A 16,341-nucleotide genomic window follows, 5' to 3' on the forward strand; every position below is an offset into this window, starting at 1 on the left:
GGGGGGGGGGGCCCCCCCGGCGGCCCCCCCCGGGGGTGGGGGGGCCCCCCCCCCCCCCCCCCCCGCGGGCGGAGCGGCGGCACCGGGACGGATGTCACAGATCCGACACAGTGCCGCAAAGAGGATCGACGCCCTATTTTGTCCGTATTTGTCAGTCTTTAGATGGCGATCGGAAGCAGTCGGTTCCCCGCCGATGTGGCTTTCTAACGCACATTTCCAGCCAATCCGCAGGTCAGGACTGTGATCTGGGCGACGCCTGCCCCCCGGGGACTGCGCGATCACTGATCGGAGGCGTAGCCTTAATCCCCGCTGTCCAAACATCCCAAAAGGAAGCGGAAGAGGGCGGTTGCCGCCGTGTCGCCACAGTCCCCCGAACACCCCAACAGCTCGGCTAGCTCCACTGGCTTCGGCCCCAATGAGTGGCTCGTCGACGAGATCTACCAGCAGTACCTCCAGGACCCGAACTCGGTCGACCGAGCCTGGTGGGACTTTTTCGCCGACTACAAGCCCGGTACCGAGGTGACCCCAGTGACCCAGGCCGCGACCCAGGTCGGCGTGACGCCGATCCCCGCCGCCGCCCCCGCGTCCGCTCCGGCCGTCCAGGCCCCCGCAGCCCCGGCCGCCCCCGCGCCGGTGCAGCAGGCCCCGACAGCCCCCGCGGCCCCCGTGGCTCCCGCGCCGCTCGCCGCGCCTCCGGCCGCGCCCCCGGCGCCCAAGGCCGCCGCCCCGGCACCCGTGCCGGCCGTCGCGAGCGCGGGCCCCGAGCTGGTCCAGCTCCGCGGGCCGGCCAAGGCCGTCGCCACCAACATGGACGCCTCGCTGGAGGTGCCGACCGCCACCTCGGTCCGCGCCGTCCCGGCCAAGCTGCTGATCGACAACCGCATTGTCATCAACAACCACCTGCAGCGCGCCCGCGGTGGCAAGGTCTCCTTCACCCACCTGATCGGTTACGCCCTGGTCCAGGCCGTCAAGGCCTACCCGGGCATGAACCACAGCTACAAGGTGGAGGACGGCAAGTCCTACCTGGTCAAGCCCGAGCACGTGAACCTCGGCCTGGCCATCGACCTGGTCAAGCCGAACGGTGACCGCCAGCTCGTCGTCGCGGCCATCAAGAAGGCCGAGACGCTCGACTTCTTCGGCTTCTGGCAGGCCTACGAGGACATCGTCCGCCGGGCCCGCGCCAACAAGCTGACCATGGACGACTTCACCGGCGTCACGGTCTCGCTGACCAACCCCGGCGGCATCGGCACCGTGCACTCCGTGCCGCGCCTGATGCAGAACCAGGGCACCATCGTCGGCGTCGGCGCCATGGAGTACCCGGCCGAGTTCCAGGGCTCCGCCCCGGAGACCCTGGCCCGCCTCGGCGTCTCCAAGATCATGACGCTGACCTCGACCTACGACCACCGCGTCATCCAGGGTGCGGCGTCCGGCGAGTTCCTGCGCACGATCCACCAGCTGCTGCTCGGGCAGAACGGCTTCTACGACGAGATCTTCGAGTCCCTCCGGATCCCGTACGAGCCGGTCCGCTGGGCCACCGACGTCGCCACCACGCACGACGACGAGGTCAACAAGACCGCCCGCGTCATCGAGCTGATCCACTCCTACCGGGTCCGCGGCCACCTCATGGCCGACACCGACCCGCTGGAGTACAAGCAGCGCAAGCACCCCGACCTGGACGTCACCACCCACGGCCTCACCCTGTGGGACCTGGAGCGCGAGTTCGCGGTCGGCGGCTTCGGCGGCCAGCGGATGATGAAGCTCCGCGACATCCTCGGCCTGCTGCGCAACACGTACTGCCGCACGGTCGGCATCGAGTACATGCACATCCAGGACCCCAAGCAGCGCAGGTGGCTGCAGGAGCGCCTGGAGAAGCCGTACACCAAGCCGGAGCGCGAGGAGCAGCTGCGCATCCTGCGCCGGCTGAACTCGGCCGAGGCCTTCGAGACCTTCCTGCAGACCAAGTACGTCGGGCAGAAGCGTTTCTCGCTGGAGGGCGGCGAGTCGCTCATCCCGCTGCTGGACGCCACCATCGACTCGGCGGCCGAGCACCGCCTGGACGAGGCCGTCATCGGCATGGCCCACCGCGGCCGCCTCAACGTGCTGGCCAACATCGTCGGCAAGCCGTACGGCAAGATCTTCGGCGAGTTCGAGGGCAACCTCGACCCGAAGTCGATGCACGGCTCCGGCGACGTGAAGTACCACCTCGGCTCCGAGGGCACCTTCACCGGCCTGGACGGCGAGACCATCAAGGTCTCGCTGGCCGCGAACCCCTCCCACCTGGAGGCCGTGGACCCGGTCGTCGAGGGCATCGCCCGCGCCAAGCAGGACATCCTGGACCAGGGCGGCACGACCTTCCCGGTGCTGCCGATCCAGATCCACGGCGACGCGGCCTTCGCCGGCCAGGGCGTCGTCGCGGAGACCCTGAACATGTCGCAGCTGCGCGGCTACCGCACCGGCGGCACCGTGCACGTCGTGGTGAACAACCAGGTCGGCTTCACCGCCGCCCCGGCCTCCAGCCGCTCCTCGATGTACTGCACCGACGTGGCCCGCATGATCGAGGCCCCGATCTTCCACGTGAACGGCGACGACCCGGAGGCCGTGGTCCGCATCGCGCGGCTCGCCTTCGAGTTCCGCCAGGAGTTCCACAAGGACGTCGTGATCGACCTCATCTGCTACCGCCGCCGCGGTCACAACGAGGCCGACAACCCGTCGTTCACCCAGCCGCTGATGTACGACCTGATCGACAAGAAGCGCTCGGTGCGCAAGCTGTACACCGAGGGCCTGATCGGTCGCGGCGACATCACCATGGAAGAGGCGGAGCAGGCGCTCCAGGACTTCCAGGGCCAGCTGGAGAAGGTGTTCGCCGAGGTCCGCGACGCCGCCCAGACCCCGGCCCCCGCCACCAACGGCAAGCCGGTCGCCGACTTCCCGGTCACCATCCGGACCGGCATCTCCCAGGAGATGGTCAAGCGGATCGCCGCCTCGCAGGTCAACCTGCCGGACTGGCTGACCGTCCACCCGCGACTGATGCCGCAGCTGCAGCGCCGCGCCGGCTCGGTCGAGGACAACACCATCGACTGGGCGATGGGCGAGACCCTCGCCATCGGCTCGCTGCTCATGGAGGGCCACCCGGTCCGCCTGGCCGGCCAGGACAGCCGCCGGGGCACCTTCGGCCAGCGGCACGCCGTCCTGATCGACCGGGCCACCGGCGAGGACTACACCCCGCTGCAGTACCTCACCGAGGACCAGGCCCGCTACACCGTGTACGACAGCCTGCTGTCCGAGTACGCGGCGATGGGCTTCGAGTACGGCTACTCGCTGACCCGCCCGAACGCGCTGGTCATGTGGGAGGCGCAGTTCGGCGACTTCGTCAACGGCGCGCAGACCATGGTGGACGAGTACATCGCCTCCGCCGAGCAGAAGTGGGGCCAGCACTCGGGCGTCACCCTGCTGCTGCCGCACGGCTACGAGGGCCAGGGCCCGGACCACTCGTCCGCCCGCCCGGAGCGCTTCCTCCAGATGTGCGCGCAGGACAACATGACGGTCGCCATGCCGACCCTGCCGTCGAACTACTTCCACCTGCTGCGCTGGCAGGCGCACAACCCGCACCACAAGCCGCTGATCGTCTTCACCCCGAAGTCGATGCTGCGTCTGAAGGCCGCGGCGAGTGCGACGGAGGAGTTCCTGTCCGGCTCGTTCCGCCCGGTCATCGGCGACACCACCGTCGACCCGGCGAACGTCCGCAAGGTCGTCATCACGGCCGGCAAGTTCTACTACGACGTGGAGGCGGCCCGCACCGAGCGCGGCGTCACCGACACCGCGATCGTCCGGGTCGAGCGGCTCTACCCGCTGCCGGTGGCCGAGCTCCAGGAGGAGCTGGCCAAGTACGGCGACGACGTCCAGTTCGTCTGGGCGCAGGAGGAGCCGGCCAACCAGGGTGCCTGGCCGTTCATCGCGATGAACCTGGTCGACCACCTCCAGGTCGTCGTCGGCCGCAGCGCCGACGGTTCGCGGCTGCGCCGCGTCGCCCGCACGGCCTCCTCGGCCCCGGCGGTCGGCTCGGCCAAGCGCCACGGCGCCGAGCAGCAGGCGCTGCTGGAGGAGATCTTCACGATCTGACGCACCGGTCCGCACCGGTTCCCACCGGTCGGCCGCGCGAGCACGGCAACGGCCCCCCGTCTCCCTGGATCCCAGGGCGACGGGGGGCCGCCGTCGTTCCCGGACGGGCGCCGCGCCGTGCCCGCGCCGTGCCCGCGCCGTGTGCGAAGGTCCCAGCTCTGCAACCAAAGCGGCACCGACCTGCGCGGCCGGCTGACGGATCGATAGGTTATGCCTCGCCGGACCGTCGGCCGGGTGCCCGTCGTCGCGCCCACCGGCGGAGTCCGGTGGACCTCACCGCTCTCCCAGGGGGATCAAAACCGTATGACCGCCGACACGCCACGGGACGCCGCCGCCGCACCCCTCCCGCCGGTCTTCCAGCCGCTGCTCCCCGACGACCCCAGGGAGGTGGGCGGCTACCGCCTGTTCGCCCGGCTCGGGGCCGGCGGCATGGGCCGCGTCTACCTCTCCTACACGCCCGGCGGTCGGCCGGTGGCGCTCAAGGTGGTCCGCCCGGAGTTCGCCGAGGACAGCGAGTTCCGCCGCCGGTTCGCCCAGGAGGTCTCCAACGCCCAGCGCATCCACGGCCTCTACACCGCCCAGGTGATCGACTCCGGCGGTCTGGACTCGGACGCGCCGTGGCTGGTCACCGCCTACGTCCCCGGGCCGTCGCTGCAGCAGGTGGTCCGCGAGAACGGCGCGCTGCCGGTGCGCACCGTGCTGCTGCTGATGGGCGGCGTCGCCGAGGCGCTGCAGGCCATCCACAGCGTCGAGGTGGTCCACCGCGACCTCAAGCCGGCCAATGTGCTGGTGGCCGGCGACGGCCCGCGGGTGATCGACTTCGGTATCGCCCGGGCCGCCGACGCCACCGCCCTGACCGGCACCGGCTACCGGATCGGCTCGCCCGCCTTCATGTCCCCGGAGCAGGCCCAGGGCCGCCCGGTCACCCCGGCGACCGACGTGTTCGCGCTCGGCGCGCTGGCCGCGTACGTGGCCGGCGGCAGCGCGCCGTTCGGCGACGGCCCGGACACCGCCGTGCTCTACCGGGTGGTGCACGAGCAGCCCGATCTGGACGCCGTGCCGGCCGACCTGCGCGAGCTGGTCCTGCGCTGCCTCGCGAAGTCCCCGGAGGACCGGCCCCGGCCGGCCGAGATCATCGAGGTCGCCCGCAACCACCCGAGCGTCGGCGGCCAGCTGCGCTTCGCCGACGACTGGCTGCCCCGGCAGGTCAACACCGAGATCACCCGCCGCTCGGACCTGCCGAAGACTCCGCCCACCCCGCTGCCGGCCGCTCCCCCGCAGCCCTCGGGGCCGCCGTCCGGGTCGTCCCCGCTGACCCCGCTGACGCCGCCGCCGCCGGCCGGGGCGCCCGCCACCCACGCGGCCACCGCGCCGTCCTTCGGCCCGCCGCCCGGGTTCGGCCCGGTCCGGCCGGACACCCCGCCGCCCGGCTTCGTCCCGCCGCCGCTCGGCGCGTACGGCGCCGCGCAGCCGCCCACCGAGGCCCCCACCGGCCCGCTGCTCGGCGCCCCGCCCACCGTCCAGCTGCGGCCCGAGCCGCCGTCCTACGACACCCCGCCGCCCGGCCCGGTGGTCACCGACAGCCCGGCGCCCGCGCCGGCCCGCAAGAGCGGTGTCTCCTGGAAGGTGCTGCTGACCGTCGCCCTGGTGATGGCGGTCGGCGGCACGGCCGGCGGTGTGGTGCTGGTGAAGCAGATGGACGACAAGAAGTCGAACGACAGGTCGAACAGCGCCCAGCAGCAGCCCGCCCCGACTCCCCCGGCGACCACCGCCGCCGACAACTCGAAGTCACCGAGCAGCGAGCCGAGCCCGTCCCCCACCTCCGCCGCGGGCTCGTCGACGCCGTCGCCGTCGAAGTCCGCCGCCAACGGGGTGACCGCCCCGGCCCGGCCCACCGGCTACCAGCCGGTGATCGACAAGAAGTCGCTGACCATCCCGGGCACCGAGTACTCCAGCGACTCCTACCGGATCGACCTGATGGCGGGCACCGTCGTGCCCCGTGGCACCGAGCTGAAGTGGGGGCTCGGGCTGGGCCGGGAGTCCAACAGCTTCAGCAGCAGCCGGGCCGACGCCTTCGCCAGTATCGGCGACAACAAGTCGGACTTCGCCGTGATCACCGAGTCGACCGTCACCCCGGACCAGTGCGCGGTGGCGATCGACTCCCGGCCGGACACCGACCTGACGTTCAACCGGGTCACGCCGGGCCGCCTGCTCTGCATCCGCGACCGGACCACCCGCAACATCGCCATCGCCGTGGTCGAGGTGGCGGACGCCACCACCGGCTCGGCCAAGGTCACCCTGTCCACCTGGCGGGCCGGCTAGCCGGGTCCCGGTCCGGACTATTCTGGCCAGGTCGAATCCCCACCGGACCGGAGCGAACCGTGTACTTCACCGACCGAGGCATCGAGGAGCTGGCGAGCCGGCGCGGCGACGAGGAGGTCACCTTCGAGTGGCTGGCCGAGCGCCTGCGCGAGTTCGTCGACCTCAACCCGGACTTCGAGGTCCCGGTCGAGCGGCTGGCCACCTGGCTGGCCAGGCTCGACGACGAGGACGACGAGTGACCTGGTGAAACGGTGGTCGTGAGGGCCCGGAGGCAGCCGCCTCCGGGCCCTCGCGCATGCTCCCCGTAGGGGCGGGTCCAGGGGCTGTCTCCTTGGTGGGGGCAGATCGGCGAGCGTCGTTGGGGTGCGTGCATCGGCGGTGCCGAGGAGGGAGTCCATGCGGAGCATCGGCGACCGACGAGAAGCCGTCGAGGTGCGTGCCCCGGCGGCGACCGCCTGGTCCCACCAAGGAGACAGCCCCTAAGGGTCCGCTCCGGGTCGGCCTCGGGGTCGGACTCCCTTGACTTCGCCGTCACGCGATATATCGTCTTTGGGAGAGGACGCGATACATCGCGAGTCACACCAACGGGAGGCGGCAGAGATGAGCCAGTGGACGGTCGAAGGACCCGACAGGATCACCATCGAGGAGACGGTCCGAACGCTCCAGGTGCGGATCATCGACGGCACGGTCAACGTGGTCGCCGCCGACGGCCCCGCCCGGCTGGAGGTCACCGAGCTCAAGGGCGAGCCGCTGCACGTCACCCTGGTCGACGGCGTCCTCACCGTCACCTACAAGGACCTCAGCAGCTGGAACGAGTTCGGCGACGTGCTCAAGTCGGTCGAGTCGGTGAAGGGCTTCTTCTCCTCCTTCAAGCGCAAGCGGACCGCCGCCGTCACCGTGACCGTCCCGGCCGGCACCGAGGTCAAGGTCGGCACCGTCTCCGCCGCGACGACGGTCTCCGGCTTCACCGAGCACGTCTCGACGCAGACCGCCAGCGCCGACATCACCCTGGTCGGCCTGGCCGGGCGGACCGACGCCAGCACCGTCACCGGCGACGTGGACGCCCAGTCGGTGGCCGGGCAGCTGCGGCTGAACACCGTCTCCGGGCGGCTGACCGTGCTCGCCGGCACCGCCGAGCAGGTGCACGCCAACGCCGTCACCGGCGCGGTCACCCTGGACCTCGCGACCGCCACCCCCGCCCGGATCAAGGTCAACACGGTCAGCGGCGCGGTCGGCGTCCGGCTGCCCCCGCTGACCGACACCAAGGTCGAGGCCGGCACCACCACCGGCGACCTCTCCTCCGGCTTCGAGGAGCTCACCGTCGCCGGCGGCTGGGGCACCAAGCGCCTCTCCGGCCAGCTCGGCGACGGCAGCGGCAGCCTCTCGGTCACCACGGTCTCCGGGGCGGTCACCGTCCTCCAGCGGCCGGAGGCCGAGGAGGACACCCGGGCCGCCCGGGAGCTGCCCGCCCCCGACCTCGGCAAGTCCGACGCCCCCGGCACCGAGTCCGACACCCCCGGCACCGGCCCCGACCTCACCAAGGAGGCCTGACATGACCCCCGTCTTCGGCCACGGCCGGCTCCGGCTCTACCTGCTCAAGCTGCTCGACGAGGCCCCGCGCCACGGCTACGAGGTCATCCGGCTGCTGGAGGAGCGCTTCCAGGGCCTGTACGCGCCCTCCGCCGGCACCGTCTACCCGCGGCTCGCCAAGCTGGAGCAGGAGGGGCTGGTCGCCCACAGCACCGAGGGCGGGCGCAAGGTCTACCGGCTCACCGACGCCGGGCGCGCGGAACTCGCCACCCGGCAGGGCGAGCTGGACGATCTCGAGCTGGAGATCCACGACTCGGTGACCCAGCTCGCCGGGGCGATCCGCGAGGACGTCCGGGACAGCGCCCAGGACCTGCGCGAGCAGCTCTGGGGCGCGGCGGCCGAGCAGGCCAGGCGCGGCGCCGCGGACTCCGGGGAGCAGGGCCCGGAGAACGCCGGGAACCCGTGGGCCGGGCCGTGGGGCGACCAGGCCGCCTGGCAGCGCGCCAAGGAGGAGTTCGCCGCCTTCAAGCGGCAGGCCAAGGAGCAGGCGAAGCGCGCCAAGGAGCAGGAGAAGGCCGCCAAGGCCAAGGCGAAGGCCGCCGAGGAGGAGGCCCGCCGGCTGCGCGAGCAGTCCCGGGCGGCCCGGACCGCGGCCCAGCAGGAGGCGCTGCGGATCAAGCGCCGGGTGGAGCAGCAGGTCCGCGAGCACGCGGCGCGCGGCGACTGGCCGACGGGGCTGGCCGAGGGGCTCTCCGAGCTGACCAGGGGTCTGGCCGGGCTGGCCGACGCGGCCCGCTGGGGACAGTCCGGGGAGTCGAAGGAGGACTCCGCCGCCGAGCGGGTCACCGTCACCCGGATCGACCTGGACAAGAACGACCTGGACCAGACCGATCTGGACGGGCCGGCCGGCACGGTCCCGGGCGATCTGCCGGGATGGACCGCCGTCGACCCGGCCGGCGACCCGGCCCGGGAGCTGGAGCGGCTGCTCGACCGCTTCCGCGACCAGGTCCGCGACGCGGCCAGGGACGGCGGGGTGACCTCCGCCCGGCTGGCCGAGGCCCGCGCCGTCCTCGGCACCGCCGGCGAGCGGCTGAAGCGCCTGCTCGACCGCTCCTGATCCGGCCCGCCCGGCGCCCGGCTCCCCGCGCGGGGAGCCGGGCGCCGTCGCGTCACGGGCTCACGGGCTCACGGCTCACGGCTCACGGCTCACGGCTCACGGCGTCAGGACGAGCTTGCCGAACACCTCGCCCTTGGCCAGCCGGGCGAGGGCGTCCGGCGCCCCGTCCAGCGGCAGCACCGAGTCGATCACCGGCCGGACCCCGGTGGTGGCGCAGAACGACAGCAGCCCGGCCAGCTCCTCCTTGGTCCCCATGGTCGAGCCGACCACCCGCAGTTCCAGGAAGAAGATCCGGTTCAGTTCGGCGGCCGCCGGGCTGGGGCCCGAGGTGGCGCCGGAGATGACGATCGTGCCGCCCGGACGCAGTGACTTCACCGAGTGCGACCAGGTGGCGGCGCCGACCGTCTCCATCACCGCGTCCACCCGCTCGGGCAGCCTGGCCCCGCTCGGGAACGCCGCGTCGGCGCCGAGCCCCACCGCCCGGTCCCGCTTGGCCCCGTCCCGGCCGGTGACCCAGACCCGCAGTCCGGCCGCCTTGCCGAGGACCACCAGCGCGGTCGACACCCCGCCGCCGGCGCCCTGCACCAGCACGGTGTCACCGGGCTTCACCCCGGCGTTGGTGAACAGCATCCGATAGGCCGTCAGCCAGGCCGTGGGCAGGCAGGCGGCCTCCTCGAAGGAGAGTCCGGCGGGCTTGGGCAGCAGGTTCCAGCTGGGGACGGCCACCTGCTGGGCGAAGGTGCCCTGGTAGCGCTCGGTCAGGATCGAGCGCGGCTCGTCCGGGCCGACCCCGTGCCCGGTCTGGCCGATCACGGAGTGCAGGACCACCTCGTTGCCGTGCTCGTCGACGCCGGCGGCGTCACAGCCGAGGATCATCGGCAGCTTCTCGGCGGGCAGCCCGACCCCGCGCAGCGACCAGAGGTCGTGGTGGTTCAGGCTGGCGGCCCGGACCGTGACCACGCTCCAGCCCGGCCGGGCCACGGGTTCGGGGCGTTCGCCCAACTCCAGCCCGCTCAGCGGGTCGTCGGCGTCGATTCGTGCGGCATAGGCAGCAAACATGCACCGGACGATAGCCAGAACGCCCCCGGGCCCGGAACAGCGCGTGACTGTGACGCGTGTCCCGGGCCCGGGCGGGGTTCGGATCCTCGGGTCGGACGGGGCCCTGGGGTCCGTCGGCGGGCTAGCGGCGGGCGACGCCCTCGGCGCGGGCGGCCTCGGCGACGGCCTTGCTGACGGCCGGGGCGACCCGCTCGTCGAACGGCGAGGGGATGACCTTCTGCGGCGTCAGCTCGTCGGCCACCACACCGGCCAGCGCCTTGGCGGCGGCCAGCTTCATGCCCTCGGTGATCCGGGTGGCCCGGACCTGCAGCGCGCCGGCGAAGATGCCCGGGAACGCCAGCACGTTGTTGATCTGGTTCGGGAAGTCGCTGCGCCCGGTGGCCACCACGGCGGCGTACTTGTGCGCGACCTCGGGGTGGATCTCCGGGTTCGGGTTGGCCATGGCGAAGACGAACGCGCCCTCGGCCATGGTCGCGACGACCTCCTCCGGCACGGTGCCGCCGGAGACGCCGATGAAGACGTCGGCGCCGGCCATCGCGTCGGCCAGGGTGCCCTTGAGGCCGGTCCGGTTGCTCAGCCCGGCGATCTCCGCCTTGGCGTCGGTGAGGTCCTCGCGGCCCTGGTGCACCACGCCCTTGCGGTCGCACACGGCCACGTCGCCGATGCCGGCGGCCAGCAGCATCTTGGCGATGGCGATGCCGGCCGCGCCGGCGCCGGAGATGACGGCGCGCAGCGAGCCGATCTCGCGGCCGGTCACCTTGGCCGCGTTCCAGAGCGCGGCGGTGGTGACGATCGCGGTGCCGTGCTGGTCGTCGTGGAAGATCGGGATGTCCAGGGCCTCCTGGAGCCGGCGCTCGATCTCGAAGCAGCGCGGGGCGGAGATGTCCTCCAGGTTGACGCCGCCGAAGGACGGGGCCAGCCGGACCACGGTCTCGACGATCTCGTCCACGTCGGTGCAGGCGAGCGCGATCGGCACCGCGTCCACGCCGCCGAACTGCTTGAACAGGATCGCCTTGCCCTCCATGACGGGCAGCGAGGCCTCGGGGCCGATGTCGCCGAGGCCCAGCACGGCGGTGCCGTCGGTGACCACGGCCACCGTGTTGGCCTTCCAGGTGTAGTCGTTCACCAGCTCGGGCTGCTCGGCGATGGCCGTGCAGACGCGGGCGACACCCGGGGTGTAGGCGAGGGACAGGTCGTCCGCGTCGCGCACCGGGACGGTCGCCCGGACCTCCATCTTGCCGCCGCGGTGGAGCGCGAACACGGCGTCGACCGGATCGTCGGTGTCCTGGGTACTGCTGTGGATGATCTCCGCTGCCACGATGACCTCTTCGTCATTGATCGAGCGAGGACACCCGGCCGACGGGGCGGTCGACCCGGCCGGTCCCGGCATCCGGTGACCGGCGGCCGGTCAGCGGAACCCGGGAACGCCGAAGCGCCCCCCGGGGGAAGGCTGGGTCGGGGCGCCGCCGTCGAACGGGCGCCTCGAAATGAGGGTTTATGGAGTTGTCCGCGTGTGGTCCGCGCTGTGCTTCCGGGCCGAGCGTAGGTCGGACGAGGGCATCGCACCCATGCCTTTTCGTCCAAGTCACATGGTTGTCATGCGCCTCGCGTGCGCCTCACGGCCGCCTGTGGGCATCAGGCACCGTGAGAACCGGACCCCGGCAGCGGCAATGGCGCACACGTACGCACACCCGCGGGAGTGAACACGGACACGGTAGGGAAGCCGGTGCCGCCGGATACGGAGTCGACGTTCTGGACTTCCGTTCCTGTGCACCCCGGGCCTGTTTGCGGCCCGGCGGTCCGGTTCGAGCGTCGGGGGTCACCCGGTACCAGATTCTGACACACCCGCCCACGGACGCGGCAGGTCGGGATGGGAGGATCCGTTGTTCCGCCATCTCGCGTCCACCTCCGCGATGCCGCGGCGCCTCCCCCTCCCTCCCTCAGGAGCAACCGATGCACCACCCTGCCCCGGCCGCCCGCCGGGCCACCGCCGCGCTCGCCCTGGCCACCACCGGAACCCTTCTGCTGACCGGCTGCGGCGGGACCGCGACGGTCGCCGAGGACCCGGTCCAGCAGCTCCGCGCGAAGATCCCGAGCGCCCAGCAGTCGGGCAAGGTGCTGCGGATCGGGATGGACGTCAACTACCCGCCGGTGGAGTTCCGGGGCGCCGACGGCAAGCCCGACGGCCTGGACCCGGACATCGCCGCGGCCCTCGGCCGGATCCTCGACCTGCGGATCGAGTACGTCGACACCCCCTTCGACAAGCTCGTACCGAATCTCCACCACAAGCAGTACGACGTCGCGATGTCCGCGCTCAGCGACGTCCGCCAGCGCCGGGACGGCGTGGACGAGGCCGGCAGGCCGACCGGCCTCGCGGTGGACTTCGTGGACTACTTCATCGCCGGCACCTCGATCGTGGTGCCGAAGGGCAACCCCAAGGGCATCCACGGCCTGGACGACCTCTGCGGCCGGACCGTCGCGGTGCAGAGCGGTACCACCCAGGACGAGATCGTCGCCCGGCAGACGACCGCCTGCACCCGCGCCGGCAAGCCGCTCACCGTCCACAAGTTCGACAGCGACGCCAAGGCCCTGGCCGAGGTCTCCGGCGGCACGGCGCAGGCGGGCCTGAACGACTTCCCGGTGGCCGCCTACGCGGCGAAGAACACCGACGGCGGCAACCGCTTCGAGGTGGCCGGCGCGCAGTCCCGGTCCAACCCGTACGGGATCGCGCTGCGCAGGGAGGACACCGAACTGCGCGACGTCCTGGCCAAGGCGATCGACCAGCTGATCCGCAGCGGCGAGTACGACAGGATCCTCGGCAAGTGGAACGTCGCCGCCGGCGCGGCCCAGAACGCGGTGGTCAACGGAGGCATCTGAGCCGGACCGGACCGGGGGGCGGGCGGGGAGTCGGGCCGGGGGTCCGCCGGGGGTCCGGACCGGGGTCCGGACCGGGGTCCGGACCGCCGCGGAGCGGGCGCACGATCGGGCGAGTGCGCGGCCGGGCCTCCGGGCGGACAGCAGCGAGATCTGCATACTTATACGCAGGGTGACAGGGACACGGTATTCGTCCGAATAGCGGACAGCACGGGCCCCCGTTATCCGATTTTGATCTGAATGAGGGCCACCCGAGCGTCATCAGATGGCAGGATTCCCCCCATCTCGGATCGAGCCGGCCACTGGTCGAGGCGGTTCGGTCAACGCCCACCTCGGCGGACGGTGGCGGAGAGCAGTACCCGGTACCACCCTGTGTGTTCTCCCTGCCCGGCCGTACAGCGACGTACGGCCCTGCTGCTCCGGCGCGCCGCTCCCCCGCGGCACGCCCGTCCGACCTCTCCCTCAGGAGGAGATCCCCCATGATCGCCCGTACCCAGCGCACCCGCCTCCTCGCCTCCGCGGCGGTGCTCGCGTCCGCGTCGCTCGTGCTGACCGCCTGCGGCAGCAGCAAGTCCTCCTCCAGTGGCGGCAGCAGTGCGGCCAACCCCAGCGTCAGCGTCGCCGCCGTGTCCGCCGACCCCGCGCTCGCCGGGCTCGTCCCCGCCGACATCAAGTCCTCCGGCAAGCTGATCGTCGCCGCCGACGCCTCCTACGCGCCCAACGAGTTCAAGGACGACAAGGGCAACATCGTCGGCCTCGACGTCGACCTGGCCAACGCGATCGCCAAGAAGCTCGGCCTGGCCGCCGATGTGCAGAACGCCGACTTCACCTCGATCATCCCGGGCATCACGGCGAAGAAGTACCAGCTCGGCATGAGCTCCTTCACCGACACCAAGGAGCGCGAGCAGACCGTCGACATGGTCACCTACTTCACCGCGGGCAGCGCCGTCGCGGTCAAGAAGGGCAACCCGGACAAGATCGACCCCAAGGACCTCTGCGGCAAGAAGGTCGCCGTCCAGACCGGCACCACCCAGGCCCAGGAGATCACCGACGTCCGCAACCCGGAGTGCGCCAAGGCCAACAAGCCGGCCATCCCCAACGACGGTGACAAGTTCACCCTCCAGACCGACGTCACCACCGCGCTGGTCTCCGGCCGCGACCAGGTGATGATGGCCGACTCCCCGGTCGTCGACTACGCGATCAAGCAGACCAACGGCCAGCTGGAGAAGCTCGGCGAGACCTACGACAGCGCGCCCTACGGCGTCGTCGTCGACAAGGGCTCCCCGCTCTCCCCCGCCGTCCAGGGCGCCGTCCAGTCGCTGATCGCCGACGGCACCTACAAGCAGATCCTCGCGAAGTGGGGCGTCGAGGCCGGCGCGATCGACAAGTCCGAGATCAACGCCGCCAAGAGCTGATCCTCCGCACCACCACACCCCCTGAGGCCCCAAGGTGAAATCTTCCGAGCAGGGGGCGGTGAAATCGGGACGGCCTGAGAGCATCAAGGCCGTCCCGGTGCGCCACCCCGGACGCTGGGCCGGAGCAGTAGTCATCGTCGTCCTGGCGGCGATGCTGCTCCACGCCCTGATCTTCAACCCCGCGTTCCAGTGGGACGTCGTCAGAGACACGCTCACCAACGAGCAGATCATCCACGGCATCTGGGTGACGCTCGAACTGACCGCCCTGTCCATGCTGATGGGCGTGGTCGGCGGCGTGCTGCTCGCGATCATGCGGCTCTCGCCGAACCCCCTGCTGTCGGGGACGGCCTGGTTCTACATCTGGATCTTCCGCGGCACCCCCGTGCTGGTGCAGCTGGTGTTCTGGAACTTCCTGGGCGCCCTGTGGCCGAAGCTGTCGATCGGCATCCCGTTCGGTCCCGAGCTCTGGTCCGAGTCGACCAACACCCTGATCCCGACCTTCACCGCCGCCCTGCTGGGCCTCGGCCTCAACGAGGCGGCGTACATGGCGGAGATCGTCCGCGGCGGCATCCAGTCCGTCGACGAGGGCCAGACCGAGGCCGCCCACGCGCTCGGCATGAGCCGCGCGGCCGCGCTGCGCCGGATCGTGCTCCCGCAGGCGATGCGGGTGATCATCCCGCCGACCGGCAACGAGACCATCTCGATGCTCAAGACCACCTCGCTGGTCCAGGTCATCTCGCTGGCCGAGCTGTTCACCGCCGGCCACGACATCTACTCGCGGACCTTCCAGACCATCCCGGTCCTGGTCGCGGTCAGCATCTACTACCTGCTCATGACCTCGATCCTCACGGTGGGGCAGTACTACATCGAGCGGCACTACGCCCGAGGCGCGAACCGGACCCTGCCGCCCACGCCGATCCAGCGGCTGCGGCTGCTGTTCGGCGGCCGGCCCACCCCGAAGGCCAAGAACGACGTGGTCCCCGGACTCGAGGGAGGCGGCCACGCATGACCGACCTGACCAAGACCCCCGCCGACGGCCCGGGCGACGACCCGGGCAGCGGCCCGGGCGCAGGCCCGATGGTGAAGTCCGAGGGCGTCCGCAAGTCGTACGGCCTGGTCGAGGTGCTCAAGGGCATCGACCTGGAGGTCAAGCAGAGCGAGGTGTTCTGCCTGGTCGGCCCGTCCGGCTCCGGCAAGTCCACCTTCCTGCGCTGCATCAACCACCTGGAGAAGATCAACGGCGGCCGCCTCTGGGTGGACGGCGAGATGGTCGGCTACCGGCAGCGGGGCGACAAGCTCTACGAGCTCAAGGACCGCGAGGTCGCGCTCAAGCGGCGGGACATCGGCATGGTGTTCCAGCGCTTCAACCTCTTCCCGCACATGACCGCGGTGGAGAACGTGATGGAGGCGCCGGTCCAGGTCAAGCGCGAGTCCAGGGCCGACGCCAAGGAGCGCTCGATGGCCCTGCTGGAGCGGGTCGGCCTGGCCGACAAGAGCGGGAACTACCCCTCCCAGCTCTCCGGCGGCCAGCAGCAGCGGGTGGCGATCGCCCGGGCGCTCGCGATGAAGCCCAAGCTGATGCTCTTCGACGAGCCGACCTCGGCACTCGACCCCGAGCTGGTCGGCGAGGTGCTCGACGTCATGCGCGGGCTCGCCGAGGAGGGCATGACCATGATCGTGGTCACCCACGAGATGGGCTTCGCCCGCGAGGTAGGCGACGCGCTGGTGTTCATGGACGGCGGTGTGGTGGTCGAGTCCGGCACCCCCCGCGAGGTCCTCAGCAACCCGCAGCACGAGCGGACCCGCGCGTTCCTCTCCAAGGTGCTCTGATCAGGATGCTCCGAGCCACGGTGCTCTGAACGCGTCCGTGGACGGCGCCCCGCCCGCCCCCCCCGGCCCGCCCCC

The 16,341-nt window shown here is 71.7% G+C and carries 11 protein-coding genes; 9 read left to right on the forward strand and 2 right to left on the reverse strand.

Annotated features, from left to right (window positions below):
- The first annotated feature begins 354 nt into the window (after positions 1-354).
- The 5 genes from SM793_RS34410 (at position 355) to SM793_RS34430 (ending at position 9,088) form a co-directional block, all read left to right on the forward strand.
- Positions 355-4,119: a multifunctional oxoglutarate decarboxylase/oxoglutarate dehydrogenase thiamine pyrophosphate-binding subunit/dihydrolipoyllysine-residue succinyltransferase subunit gene (locus tag SM793_RS34410; protein WP_320442266.1), complete on the forward strand. Its 3,765-nt coding sequence runs from the start codon at positions 355-357 to the stop codon at positions 4,117-4,119.
- A gap of 303 nt (positions 4,120-4,422) precedes the next feature.
- Positions 4,423-6,441 (forward strand): serine/threonine-protein kinase, encoded by a 2,019-nt coding sequence (locus SM793_RS34415; RefSeq protein WP_320442267.1) that lies wholly within the window; start codon positions 4,423-4,425, stop codon positions 6,439-6,441.
- 59 nt (positions 6,442-6,500) lie between these two features.
- Positions 6,501-6,680, forward strand: coding sequence for a DUF6104 family protein (locus tag SM793_RS34420; RefSeq protein ID WP_030392846.1), 180 nt, complete (start codon positions 6,501-6,503; stop codon positions 6,678-6,680).
- A gap of 361 nt (positions 6,681-7,041) precedes the next feature.
- Positions 7,042-7,992, forward strand: coding sequence for a DUF4097 family beta strand repeat-containing protein (locus SM793_RS34425; RefSeq protein ID WP_320442268.1), 951 nt, complete (start codon positions 7,042-7,044; stop codon positions 7,990-7,992).
- A 1-nt stretch (position 7,993) separates the two neighbouring features.
- Positions 7,994-9,088, forward strand: a complete 1,095-nt coding sequence (locus SM793_RS34430; protein WP_320442269.1) for a PadR family transcriptional regulator — start codon at positions 7,994-7,996, stop codon at positions 9,086-9,088.
- A gap of 96 nt (positions 9,089-9,184) precedes the next feature.
- Here the strand turns inward: SM793_RS34430 and SM793_RS34435 are convergent, their stop codons facing one another.
- Both SM793_RS34435 and SM793_RS34440 read right to left on the reverse strand, forming a co-directional pair.
- Positions 9,185-10,147, reverse strand: coding sequence for a zinc-binding dehydrogenase (locus SM793_RS34435; protein ID WP_320442270.1), 963 nt, complete (start codon positions 10,145-10,147; stop codon positions 9,185-9,187).
- Between the two features lie 121 nt (positions 10,148-10,268).
- Complete coding sequence (locus SM793_RS34440; protein ID WP_320442271.1) at positions 10,269-11,465, reverse strand: NADP-dependent malic enzyme; 1,197 nt, start codon at positions 11,463-11,465, stop codon at positions 10,269-10,271.
- 635 nt (positions 11,466-12,100) lie between these two features.
- Between SM793_RS34440 and SM793_RS34445 the strand changes: the two genes are divergently transcribed.
- The 4 genes from SM793_RS34445 to SM793_RS34460 all read left to right on the forward strand — a co-directional run bounded on the left by SM793_RS34445 (position 12,101) and on the right by SM793_RS34460 (position 16,266).
- Entirely contained in the window at positions 12,101-13,024 is a 924-nt protein-coding gene (locus tag SM793_RS34445; RefSeq protein WP_320442272.1) for an ABC transporter substrate-binding protein, read from the forward strand.
- A gap of 476 nt (positions 13,025-13,500) precedes the next feature.
- The gene (locus tag SM793_RS34450; RefSeq protein WP_320442273.1) at positions 13,501-14,436 is read left to right on the forward strand and encodes an ABC transporter substrate-binding protein; all 936 of its coding nucleotides are present in this window, start codon (positions 13,501-13,503) and stop codon (positions 14,434-14,436) included.
- A 58-nt stretch (positions 14,437-14,494) separates the two neighbouring features.
- A complete protein-coding gene (locus tag SM793_RS34455; protein WP_320442274.1) occupies positions 14,495-15,445 on the forward strand; it encodes an amino acid ABC transporter permease in 951 nt (316 codons plus the stop codon).
- Between the two features lie 68 nt (positions 15,446-15,513).
- A complete protein-coding gene (locus SM793_RS34460; protein WP_320442275.1) occupies positions 15,514-16,266 on the forward strand; it encodes an amino acid ABC transporter ATP-binding protein in 753 nt (250 codons plus the stop codon).
- The last annotated feature ends 75 nt before the right edge of the window (positions 16,267-16,341 follow it).

It is taken from the genome of Kitasatospora purpeofusca (assembly GCF_034043715.1).
Taxonomy (GTDB): Bacteria; Actinomycetota; Actinomycetes; order Streptomycetales; family Streptomycetaceae; genus Kitasatospora; species Kitasatospora purpeofusca_A.